Genomic DNA, 12,214 nt, shown 5'->3' on the forward strand with positions numbered 1-12,214 from the left:
AAATACATCGATAACAAAATTACCATGGATATTCCAGCTCACATTGATAGCGACATTATGGAAGAAATGCGTGGCTATGCAACAACAGCTTTTCGTGCTATCGGTGGCTGCGGTTTGTCACGTTGTGATTTCTTCTTAACAGAAGACGGCCACGTTTACCTCAACGAACTAAACACCATGCCAGGTTTCACCCAATGGTCAATGTACCCACTGCTTTGGGAAAACATGGGACTTCCATACTCTGATTTGATTGAGCAATTGGTAGAACTCGCTAAAGAAATGTTTGACAAACGCGAAAGCCATTTGATTTAAGACGAAAAAGCACCCTCGAGGTGTTTTTTTATGCACAAAATAACCTCAGAGATGGGATAACTCTCTGAGGTTGTTTATTAAGGTAAGTTGGCGAGTTTGCGCAATTCTGGAATCGTCTGCAAACGTGGAATCACTAACATGGTAATGATAATACGTAGTGGTATTTCAAAGATTTTCAACCAACGCCCTGACAAGTACTGCGCCCAGAAAGGAACACCAAAGTAAATCTGAATGAGGAGTGGGGTGAAAATAAAGGTCCCGATTAACATAATCACGACAGTCGCTAGCGTCACATGAAGCCAGTCTTTTTTACTTGACCAACTTAGAGGCTTTTCATAAAAGAAATAACCGTAGAGAAAGCCTTGAACGGCTTCCATCAAGGTCCACCAAATGATGAAATTACCAGCACCGCTCGATAAGTTATCCACCACATCGAGAATACCTAGACTGATAAATGCCCAAAAAGGACCTGCGATCATTCCGATAATCGTGTTGACAATAAAGGTCAAACTAATCACCAATTGTTGTGGGATAATCGGAATAGAGAACTTACTAACGATGAAAGCAAGGGCAATAAGCATCGCCAAGCTAACTAGTCGTTTAGGGGTTAATGGGGGTGTTTTAAAAATAGAATGCATTTTGGCTCCTTTAATCAAAAGTAGAGCTGTTAACATTAACAGCGGATGCAATGGCTCACCGCGCAAATTGCTTCGTTGTGTGACAACATCCCATTCACACACACTTAACGCGAACCATTTACTCTGTGCAAAAAAACTTTGCAACTACAATTGTACCATAAAAATCCAACAAGAAGGGGGATTTTATGATATAATGAAAAGGTTAATAATAGATTTTTTATGAAGGATTCAAAATGAAATTAACATTGCATGAAGTGGCCAAAGTTGTTGGCGCTAAAAATACGATCTCAGAGTTTGATGACGTTCCCCTGCACCAAATCGAATTTGATAGTCGCAAGATTCAAAAAGGGGACTTGTTTTTGCCTTTGAAGGGTGCACGTGATGGGCATGATTTTATTGAAACGGCTTTTGAAAATGGTGCCGTTGCAACCTTTTCAGAACGCGAATTGAGCCACCACCCCTATCTTTTGGTGGACGATTGTTTGGAGGCCTTCCAACGCCTAGCCCAATACTACCTTGAAAAACAACGTGTTGACGTGATTGCCGTGACAGGCTCAAACGGAAAAACAACCACAAAAGACATGATTGCAGCGGTTTTGTCAACCGAATACAAAACCTACAAGACACAAGGCAATTACAACAATGAAATTGGCTTGCCTTACACTGTCTTGCACATGCCTGATGACACGGAAAAAATCGTGCTTGAGATGGGTCAAGACCACATGGGCGACATTCACCTCCTATCTCAATTGGCTAAACCTCACATTGGCGTGGTTACCTTGATTGGTGAAGCCCACCTTGAATTTTTCGGTAGCCGTGACCAAATTGCCAAAGGTAAAATGCAAATCGTTGATGGCATGGATTCTGATGGGATTTTGATTGCACCAGCAGACCCGATTATCGACCCATATTTGCCAACACGCCAAATGGTGATGCGATTTGGCGATGGTGCAGAAATTTTTGTCAAAGACCTGCAAGAAAGCAAGCACTCGCTGACCTTTACCACTAATGTGGTTAACCGTCCCATCACCTTGCCAGTGCCTGGAAAATACAATGCCACAAATGCCATGGTAGCCGCTTACGTTGGGAAATTATTGGCCATTGCTGACGATGATATCGTTGAAGCCCTTGAAAACATCGAATTGACTCGCAACCGCACAGAGTGGAAAAAAGCTGCCAACGGTGCCGATATTCTTTCAGATGTTTACAATGCCAACCCAACAGCCATGCGTTTGATTTTAGAAACCTTTACCAAAATCCCTGCCAATGAAGGTGGGAAAAAAATCGCTGTGCTAGCAGATATGAAAGAACTTGGCGAACAATCTGTGGACCTTCATAAACAGATGATTATGAGCCTATCACCTGACCAATTAGACACCCTTATTTTCTACGGTGAAGACATTGCCGAGCTTGCCCAATTAGCCAGCCAAATGTTCCCAATCGGGAAAGTGTATTATTTCAAGAAAACAGCAGATGAGGACCAATTTGACCTCATGCTAGAAACCCTTCAAAAAGTCTTGCAGCCAGCAGATCAAGTGCTTTTGAAAGGCAGCAATTCCATGCATTTGGCTAAAGTCGTGGAAGCTTTGGAAAACGAAGTGTGACAAAGCTGAGGAAGAGTTGTTGAATTAGGCTTTAATTTTCGTTATAATAATAGAGTTATGGGTTTCATAGCTCTATTTTTGTAATGAGCGTGGTCTTCAATGAATGACAAGTGACTAAAAAACGAATAAGGAAAGACAATGACAATTCAAGACGATATTAAAAAACGCCGTACCTTTGCCATCATCAGTCACCCAGATGCTGGTAAAACGACGATTACAGAACAATTGCTTTACTTTGGTGGTGAGATTCGCGAGGCGGGTACTGTCAAAGGGAAAAAAACAGGAAATTTCGCCAAATCAGACTGGATGGATATTGAAAAACAACGTGGGATTTCAGTAACTTCATCAGTAATGCAATTTGATTATGCAGACAAACGCGTGAATATCCTAGACACCCCAGGGCACGAGGACTTTTCAGAAGACACCTACCGTACCTTGATGGCGGTAGATGCTGCGGTAATGGTGGTTGACTCAGCCAAAGGTATCGAAGCACAAACCAAAAAATTATTTGAAGTTGTCAAACACCGCAATATCCCTGTTTTCACCTTCATCAACAAATTGGACCGTGATGGACGTGAACCCCTTGATTTGCTAGAAGAATTGGAAGAAGTGCTTGGCATTGCCAGCTACCCAATGAACTGGCCAATTGGTATGGGAAAATCTTTTGAAGGGCTTTATGATTTGTACAACCAACGCTTAGAACTCTACAAAGGTGACGAGCGTTTTGCAGACCTAGCAGACGGTGACAAACTCTTTGCCAACAACCCCTTCTACCAACAAGTTTTAGAAGACGTTGAATTGCTAGAAGAAGCAGGAAATGAATTTTCTGAAGAAGCTATCTTGTCAGGTGACTTGACGCCTGTATTCTTTGGTTCTGCCTTGACGAACTTTGGGGTGCAAACCTTCCTAGATACCTTCTTGAAATTCGCTCCAGAACCACACGGCCACAAGACCACAGATGGCACGGTCATCGACCCTTACGACAAAGATTTTTCAGGGTTTGTCTTTAAAATCCAAGCCAACATGGACCCACGCCACCGTGACCGCATCGCCTTTGTCCGCATCGTTTCAGGTGAATTTGAACGCGGCATGAGTGTCAATCTAGCCCGTACGAAAAAATCAGTGAAACTCTCAAACGTCACACAGTTCATGGCCGAATCACGTGAAAATGTTGAAAATGCTGTTGCCGGTGATATTATCGGGGTTTACGATACAGGAACTTACCAAGTCGGTGATACCCTAACTGTCGGTAAAAACAAATTTGAATTTGAACCCCTCCCAACCTTCACCCCTGAATTGTTCATGAAAGTGGCTGCCAAAAATGTCATGAAACAAAAATCCTTCCATAAAGGGATTGAACAATTGGTGCAAGAAGGGGCTATCCAGCTGTACAAAAACTACCAAACAGGCGAGTACATGCTTGGTGCCGTTGGTCAGTTGCAGTTTGAAGTTTTCAAACACCGCATGGAGAATGAATACAATGCCGAAGTGGTCATGACCTCAATGGGTAAAAAGACTGTCCGCTGGATTAAACCAGAAGACCTTGATGAACGCATGTCATCAAGCCGCAACATCTTGGCAAAAGACCGCTTTGACCAACCCGTTTTCCTTTTTGAAAACGACTTTGCTTTGCGTTGGTTTGCGGATAAATACCCAGACGTTGACCTCGAAGAAAAAATGTAATAAAACCAAAGAGAAAGGCTGACACAGACGCTTTTCTCTTCTTTTTATGCCCTTATAAATCTTCAAAAAGTGAGAAAAGTAAAATTATGATGGGAATGACCATGTTTTCTATCTTTTTGATTAGGAATATGGTACACTAGATGAGTTGTTAGATAACGACAGTAAAGTTTAATAAGGCAGCTTCGCACTGCCTTTTAGAAAAGAGAACATTTTGAAATTTACAGAACTTCATTTATCAGAAAACATTCTTAAAGCGGTGGAAAAAGCAGGTTTTGAAGAACCATCACCAATCCAAGAATTAACCATTCCTTTAGCCTTAGAAGGCAAGGATGTTATTGGACAAGCCCAAACAGGTACCGGAAAAACAGCAGCTTTTGGCTTGCCAACACTAGACAAAATCGACACCAGTCGCCACGTTGTTCAAGCCCTCGTTATTGCCCCAACGCGTGAATTAGCCGTCCAAGGACAAGAAGAATTATTCCGTTTTGGTCGTGAAAAAGGGGTCAAAGTTCGCTCTGTTTACGGTGGCTCAAGCATTGAAAAACAAATTAAAGCCCTTCGCTCAGGTGCCCACATCGTTGTCGGAACACCAGGACGCTTGCTTGACTTGATTAAACGCAAAGCCTTGAAATTAGACCACGTGGAAACCCTTATCCTTGATGAAGCAGACGAAATGCTCAACATGGGCTTCCTTGAAGATATTGAAGCGATTATCAGCCGTGTGCCTGAGAACCGTCAAACCCTCCTCTTCTCAGCAACCATGCCAGAAGCCATCAAACGCATCGGTGTCAAATTCATGTATGACCCAGAACATGTACGCGTGGCAGCCAAAGAATTAACCACTAACTTGGTGGACCAATACTATATCCGTGTTAAAGAACAAGAAAAATTTGACACCATGACACGTTTAATCGACGTGGAACGCCCAGAATTAGCCATCGTCTTTGGCCGTACCAAACGCCGCGTGGACGAATTAACCCGTGGCTTGAAATTGCGTGGCTATCGTGCCGAAGGCATTCACGGTGACCTTGACCAAGGCAAACGCCTCCGTGTCCTTCGTGATTTTAAAAATGATAACATCGACATCTTGGTAGCGACAGATGTTGCGGCGCGTGGGCTTGACATCTCAGGTGTGACCCACGTTTACAACTATGATATTCCGCAAGACCCTGAAAGCTACGTTCACCGTATCGGTCGTACAGGTCGTGCTGGTAAACACGGTCAATCTGTCACATTTGTGGCACCAAATGAAATGGGTTACTTGTCAATCATCGAAAAATTAACCAAGAAACGCATGAAAGGCTTGAAACCAGCGACAGCAGAAGAAGCTTTCAAAGCTAAGAAAAAAGTGGCTCTTAAGAAAATCGAGCGTGATTTTGCAGATGAAACCGTTCGTGCAAGCTTTGACAAATTCAAAGGCGACGCTATCAAGCTAGCAGCTGAATTCACCCCTGAAGAATTGGCGCTTTATATTCTTAGCTTGACTGTGAAAGACCCTGAAAGCTTGCCAAAAATTGAAATTGCGCGTGAAAAACCATTGCCATTCAAACCATCAGGTGCTCACAACAATGACCGCAAAGGTGGACGTGGTCGCGACAATCGTCGTGGTAACCGCTCTGACAGACGCCGTGATAACCGCGACAACCACTACGAATTCAAACGCACCTCTTCTAAAAATAAGCGTGACTTCCAAAGCAAAGACAACAAACGTCCTCATCGCACATCAAGTGAGAAAAAAGCAGGCTTTGTTATTCGCAATAAAGGGGAACGTTGACCAAAATTTTATCAAAAAAGACTTTGTTTCATGAAACGAAGTCCTTTTTTGTGTAAAAAATAGCAGAAAAAGATAGATGTTAGTGAATATTTTTTCAGAAAGTTTCACATAAACTATTTGTAAAATTCTTGTAAAGTTACTGCAAAAAACTCTGAGTTCTTTTGTTTGATAAATCTAATGTTTAAGATTTATAATGTATTTTAGAATAAGTTAGAAGATATTTTTGGTTGTTTTTTAGTTCTTGTTTTTGTCTCTTTACATTAAAATAAATAAAAAATTCTGAAAAATAGAAGAAAAACACTGCATGGGTTAAGAAAAAAAGTTGATTTTTTTACGTTTTAAGTAAAGTAAAAGATATAAAATGAGAATTAAACATCAATTTTAATCATAATTAACTTATTTTTGTTTATAAAAAATTCTGATAATTTTAAAAATATGAATTTGCAAAAACATTGCTTTTGTAATATTTAAAGGAGGTGCTACCTTGTAGAGATGTGTTGCATAGGAGTAAAATATATAATTATTTATGTTTAATTGTATAAAAATGATACAACGATTTCTTTGTATCAAGAAAAAGAAAAGAAACAGTTTTAATATTATGGAGGTTACAATGAATAAACCTAAGCAATCCAAATCAAGTTTTAATTGATACAAATCACGTCAACGTTTTTCAATTAGAAAGTACCATTTTGGTGCTGCTAGCGTCTTGCTAGGTGCAGCACTTGTATTAGGTGGTGGGCAAGTAGCAGCCGACGAACCTAGTGCTTCTAACGACATCAAAGTAGTTGTTACTCAGACAGCTGACGAGGATGCTCCTACAAAAGCGCAAGAAGGGACAAAAGAGTCAATCACAACACCAGCTACTGAAGTAAGTGCAACGGAAAGCAAAACAGAAGAAGTTACTCCAGAAGGCACAAGCAGCTCTACTGCAACAGAAACAACGGAAAGCTCAGTTGTCGCATCTGCTGACACAACAGAAGAAACAACACCATCTGTTGAAGAAAGCAAAACCGAAGCTTCTAGCGATGTAACAGAAGAAAGCACAGCGCCTTCCGTCGAAGAAAGCAAAGAAGCTGAAACAGCACCTTCTGTTGAGGAAAACAAAACAGAAAACCAAGAAAGCACAGCTTAAAGCAAAACAGAAACTTCAGAAGACAAAGCAGAAGAAGTAGCTCCAACAACAGCCACAATAACTTCTGCAACAGAAACAACTGAAAAAGAAGTGACACCAACTGTTGAGACAACTCCAGAGCTGACAACTACAGTCGCAATGCCTGCTAGTGAAACAAGTCAAGAAACAACACCAAAAATCACAGACCTAACACCTGATGAAATCAAAGTGTTGACAACGTCACAATTAGCTAAAATGGACCTTTCAAACACCATTTTGGCATCATTGACTTTTGAACAAAGCAAGGCACTTACCCTTAACAAAGACTATCAACGCTTAGGCTCAGGCGGAAGCGTTAGCGAATCAGGCGACCGCTTCTTTGCTAATGTCCAAGGTGGTACACCAGTCAACAACGTCAACACCTTCCGTCCAAGCGTGACCTACGAATCTAACCAAGCGGTCTCTGACTTTGTCAATGGTACAGACATCCAGCTTGCTACTCCAACAACTGGTGAACACAGTTCTCAAACAATAAGTGGCTCTCTATGGCATGATGGAGGGGTTATCAATACTTATAATAAAGCAGCTGCCGAATCAGATCAAAACTTTGGTTGGAAACCAATCGGCAACTATGTTCAAGTCGGAACGAACTTCTGGGGAGATAAAGACAACAGTATTGTACGTCCTGAGAAAGATCAAAATTACATCATCCTTGGTAAATACCAATCAGGCAAAAATAATCAGCTGGTTGATGGTTATGAAGGGGTTTACCAAGATATCACAGTCGCTCCTGGTGGTGAATTTGTCTTTAAAACAATTGCTACTTTAGCTGGCAGTGGAACTACTTATCAAACTTCAGAAACATCACAATTTGGAGTGACTATTGTTGCTCTTGATAAAGATGGTAAAGAAACAGAGACAGTTTTCTTCACCAAAACAGATGGGTATAAATTTGATTTCCTAGACGGTAAGTATAGTGTAATGGTGAATGTCCCAACGACTGTTAATAAGATCCGTGTTAAGATTACCCCAGGTAAAAGTAGTGCATTTAACACGTCTTATAATAGTGTCGATACCTATGGTCTAGCTCTTGTCAGTGCCAAAGATTGGGTTGGTTCAGCTATTACTTCTGATTATAACAGTGCTGAGACAAACAAGTATGCTATCGCTGGTGATACGGTAGTCTTTGATAACATCGGTATCGAAAATGATGGACAGTTGAAAGCTAATGTAACCTATACGGTTAATAGCGAAGGTATGACAGGAATCACCTTAAAACCAACAACAGATGGCAGCTCTAGTTCAACGTCATTAGCCAGTAAAAATAATACATCAGTTTCGATTACAGAAACCGTAGGGGGGTAACCCAAGCCGAGTTGAAGAGGTTGGAGCTGCAACCCAAACAAATTATAACGGTTGGTATGCTATCTCTGGTTATACCCCTGATACTGATTACGCTTATGAAAAAGACTACAAGTTTGAAGTGGAAACTTCAGATACAATCGATAAGGAAAACATCTACTACCTTAAAGGGCAATTGAGTTACTATACAAACCACGTGTCACAATTTATCAATATTTATTCGATTTATACTGAAAAAGTAGCTACAGTTGCTGATAAGACTAAGGATAGAGAAACTATCACGGCTAAACTTGACCCGGGTACTTTGACTGTTTATCCAAAAGCAACCGCTAAGATAGACAACGTCTTCCGTGTGGGTGGTACTGTTCCAGAGGCAGCAGACATGATTAACGATAAAATCAAAGCTGCTCTTGAAGACAGTTCAGCAACAGTGACTTATGCTTGGAAAACAGCTCTAAGCACAGATGCAGCCAACACATACGCAACTGGTGTCATCACTGCGACTTACACTTTCCCAGACGGAACAACAAGAACAGTTGATGTTTCAGTAGAAGCTGAAGTTGTTGACGTAAGTAAACTGCAAGAACTTGTTGATAACGCTGAAACAATTCGCCAATCACCACTTTATACAGAAGCTGATGATGCGGAGAAAGCTGCTTATGACAAATCTATCGAAGAAGCACAAACAATCCTCAACGATAAAACTTCTCGTCAAACAGCTGTTGATACAGGTGTAACCAACATCACTAATGACGCTAAGACAGGTTCTTACGACCAATTGAACGGTTGGACAAACCTTAACCAAGCGAAGAAAGATGCTCTTGATGAAGTCAAAGCTGATGCGGAACTCTTGCAAAATAGCATAGGCAGTGGTTACCTAGGTGAGAAATTACCTGAAGCAAGTCAAACCAAATACAAAGACGCTATCCAAGCTGTCGTTGACCAATTGGCTAAAGACATCGAAGCTGCTGAAGGTGATGATTTAAGTGTCGAAACTGGTGGTGCACAAACCATCGCAAAAGTTGAAGAACTTAAAGCAGAAGCTAATGCTAAGATCCAATTGATCAACTATCAAGCACAACTTGAAGCGAAGAAACAAGACATTGCTGATAAAATAAACGCTAACACTGAAGCAACTGATGAAGAAAAAGCGGCTGCATTGAAATTATTGGACGCTGAGTACAACGAAGCTGCTGAAAAACTTATCAATGCTGCACCATCATCAGTACCTGAAACAAGCTCTGAAAATGCTGATTTGAAGAAAATTGTTGATACTTCACTTAACGATGACTATTTAACACCTGAACGTAAAGCAGCTGCTAAACAAGTCATTGAAGAAGTTTACGCAAGTAAACAAAAAGAACTTCAAAACACACCAAACGCAACGCAAGAAGAAATCGAGGCTGCACTTGCTAAATTGGACGAAGAAAAAGCCAATACTTTGGCAGCTATTGATGCAGCTACTACAAATGCTGGTGTTGATACTGCTCGTGCTAACGGTGTAGAAGCTATCCTTGCTGTTGAAGTAAACCCAACTGCTAAACAAGATGCAGAAAAAGCTATCGATGATTACGCTGCACAAAAAATTGCAGAATACCAAGAAAGCTTGAAAGGTCTAAGCCCAGACCAAACGCCAACACAAGATGAGCAAGATGCTTACATCGCTGCTGTTAAGGCAACTGCAGAAGCAGAAAAAGCAAAAGTTGAAGCAGCCTTTGCTAATGGAGCACATCCAGATGCTGATACCCTTTCAGGATTAGTGACAGACGCGAAAGCAGAAATCGACAAAGTTACTCCTGAAAACAACAAGAAAGCAAATGCTATCTCAGCAATTGAAAAGATTGCAGCTGATAAATTAGCAACTATTACTGCGGAAAATTATCCAAACGCAACTGAAGAAGAACTTCAAGCTGCTAGAGATGCCGTAAACAAAGAAAAAGAAGCTGCTAAAGATGCCATCCAAAAAGCCGCTGAATTAGCTAAATCTAAGATTGACAACTCTGACGATAACTCAGCCGTTGATACAGCTAAGACACAAGGTATGAATGCCATCGCTGAAATCGTAGAAACTCCTACAACACCTGAAAATGCTAAGAATGCTATCGACGCAGCTGCTGCAGCTAAGATTGAAACAATCAACAAACGTACTGATTTAACAGACGAAGAAAAAGCTGAAGCTATCGCTGAAGTTGAGAAAATGGCAACTGCTGGTAAAGAAGCATTTGACAAAGCAACTGACTTGGATGGTATTGCTCAAGTTCAAAAAAACACTATCCAAGATATTATCAACTACAACCCAGAAAGCATGAAAGAAAAAGCTAAAGATGCGATCGACCAAGCTGCTGCTGACCGCATTGCTGAAATTGTAGCTGATAAGACAGCAACAGACGAAGAAAAAGCTGCAGCTATTCAAAAAGTTCAAGACGCTGCCGCTGACGCTCGTAAGAACATTGACGCTGCCACAGATAAAGCTGGTATCACTGCCGCTGAAACTGCTGGTGAACAAGCTATCAAAGATGTTCCATTTAACCCAACAGACAAAGCTGACGCTAAGAAAGCTCTTCAAGATGCCGCAGATGCTAAGAAAGAAGCTATCAACGCTGGCAACATGACAGACGAAGAAAAAGCTGCAGCTATTCAAGCTGTTGATGATGCATTGAACAAAGCAACCAACGCTATTGACAATACATCTACAATTGGTGGTGTTGATTACTACAAAGAAGCTGGTATCGATGAAATCAACAAGATTCCAACTGAATCAACTAAGAAACCAGCTGCTACTGCAGAAATCGACAAAGCCGCTGAAGATGCTAAGAATACCGTTGACGCAGATTCTCGTCTAACAGATGAAGAAAAACAAGCTGCTAAAGAAGCTATCGATAAAGCTGCTCAAACTGCTAAAGACGCTATCGATAAAGACAGCACAGACGCTCAAGTTGACGCAGATACTGATGCAGGTAAGAAAGAAATTGAAAGCTTGATTCCAACAGCATCAGCTAAGAAAGACGCTGCTGACGCTGAAATCGACAAAGCTGCTCAAGATGCTAAAGCAGAAGTAGATAATAATTCTTATCTATCAGATGACGAAAAACAAGCAGCTAAAGATGCAATTGACAAAGCTGCCCAAGCTGCTAAGGATGCGATCGATGCTTCAACTACTAATGCTCAAGTAGATGCTGTCACTGAAGCAGGTAAACAAGCGATTAAAGATCTTATCCCTCAAAAACAAGCACCATCAGACGAACCAGTAGCTCCTGAGGTACCAGAAGTACCATCAGATTCAGATAACTCTGGTGACGGTGGTATGGTGACTCCTGAGGCACCTTCAGATTCAGACGCAGATCACTCAGATAATGCTGGTATGGAAGCTCCAAAAGCTCCTGCAACATCATCAAGCTCTGCTGATGCTAAAGGTACTCAATCTTCACAAGCTCCTTTTACAGCTAACGCTCTTGTCGTAGGTAACGGTGTTGATTCAAGCCAAGCAACTCTTCCTAAGACTGTTCAAGCCGAAGATAGAAATCTCCTTGCCCTTGGTGCAAGCATGATCCTAGGTGCATTCGGACTACTAGCTGGCAGAAGAAAAAGAGAAGATGAAGAATAAAAAAATCTAGTACACTCACTTTGGCAAACAACTCTTAATCATATCTTTCACAACACTAGATTTTTTAGAGGAGGTCAGTTTTGACCTTCTCTTTTTTAAGTAAAAAAATCGGCTCATTGTCAACTG

7 protein-coding genes, 1 pseudogene and 1 riboswitch are annotated in these 12,214 nt (G+C 41.2%); of the genes and pseudogenes, 7 read left to right on the plus strand and 1 reads right to left on the minus strand.

All coding sequences use genetic code 11. The features are described from left to right. Window positions 1-312 (plus strand): annotated as a pseudogene (locus tag B3R79_RS03665) (ATP-grasp domain-containing protein); the annotation flags it as partial. A gap of 77 nt (window positions 313-389) precedes the next feature. Here the strand turns inward: B3R79_RS03665 and B3R79_RS03670 are convergent. Further along, entirely contained in the window at window positions 390-950 is a 561-nt protein-coding gene (locus B3R79_RS03670; protein ID WP_204984640.1) for a folate family ECF transporter S component, read from the minus strand. Between the two features lie 37 nt (window positions 951-987). After that, window positions 988-1,078, minus strand: a riboswitch (THF riboswitch). 105 nt (window positions 1,079-1,183) lie between these two features. Here B3R79_RS03670 and B3R79_RS03675 point away from each other — a divergent pair. The 6 genes from B3R79_RS03675 to B3R79_RS03700 all read left to right on the plus strand — a co-directional run bounded on the left by B3R79_RS03675 (window position 1,184) and on the right by B3R79_RS03700 (window position 12,088). Then, entirely contained in the window at window positions 1,184-2,554 is a 1,371-nt protein-coding gene (locus B3R79_RS03675) for a UDP-N-acetylmuramoyl-tripeptide--D-alanyl-D-alanine ligase (protein ID WP_168261302.1), read from the plus strand. A gap of 138 nt (window positions 2,555-2,692) precedes the next feature. After that, on the plus strand, window positions 2,693-4,237 hold the full coding sequence (locus B3R79_RS03680) for a peptide chain release factor 3 (protein ID WP_154455103.1): 1,545 nt from the start codon (window positions 2,693-2,695) through the stop codon (window positions 4,235-4,237). Between the two features lie 211 nt (window positions 4,238-4,448). Beyond that, window positions 4,449-6,011, plus strand: coding sequence for a DEAD/DEAH box helicase (locus B3R79_RS03685; protein WP_293693817.1), 1,563 nt, complete (start codon window positions 4,449-4,451; stop codon window positions 6,009-6,011). Window positions 6,012-6,684: 673 nt separating this feature from the next. After that, window positions 6,685-7,143, plus strand: coding sequence for a YSIRK-type signal peptide-containing protein (locus tag B3R79_RS03690; protein ID WP_204984639.1), 459 nt, complete (start codon window positions 6,685-6,687; stop codon window positions 7,141-7,143). A 90-nt stretch (window positions 7,144-7,233) separates the two neighbouring features. After that, window positions 7,234-8,487, plus strand: coding sequence for a hypothetical protein (locus B3R79_RS03695; protein ID WP_293693819.1), 1,254 nt, complete (start codon window positions 7,234-7,236; stop codon window positions 8,485-8,487). A 118-nt stretch (window positions 8,488-8,605) separates the two neighbouring features. Next, window positions 8,606-12,088: a DUF1542 domain-containing protein gene (locus B3R79_RS03700; RefSeq protein ID WP_293693821.1), complete on the plus strand. Its 3,483-nt coding sequence runs from the start codon at window positions 8,606-8,608 to the stop codon at window positions 12,086-12,088. Window positions 12,089-12,214: the final 126 nt, after the last annotated feature.

The sequence above is a fragment of the Streptococcus sp. UBA3373 genome (assembly GCF_002360305.1).
Classification (GTDB): domain Bacteria; phylum Bacillota; class Bacilli; order Lactobacillales; family Streptococcaceae; genus Streptococcus; species Streptococcus alactolyticus.

Bases quoted from the DNA above. Each gene is read 5' to 3' on its own strand.
- B3R79_RS03670 (WP_204984640.1), bottom strand. From the start codon at position 950: ATGCATTCTATTTTTAAAACACCCCCATTAACCCCTAAACGACTAGTT.
- B3R79_RS03675 (WP_168261302.1), top strand. From the start codon at position 1,184: ATGAAATTAACATTGCATGAAGTGGCCAAAGTTGTTGGCGCTAAAAAT.
- B3R79_RS03680 (WP_154455103.1), top strand. From the start codon at position 2,693: ATGACAATTCAAGACGATATTAAAAAACGCCGTACCTTTGCCATCATC.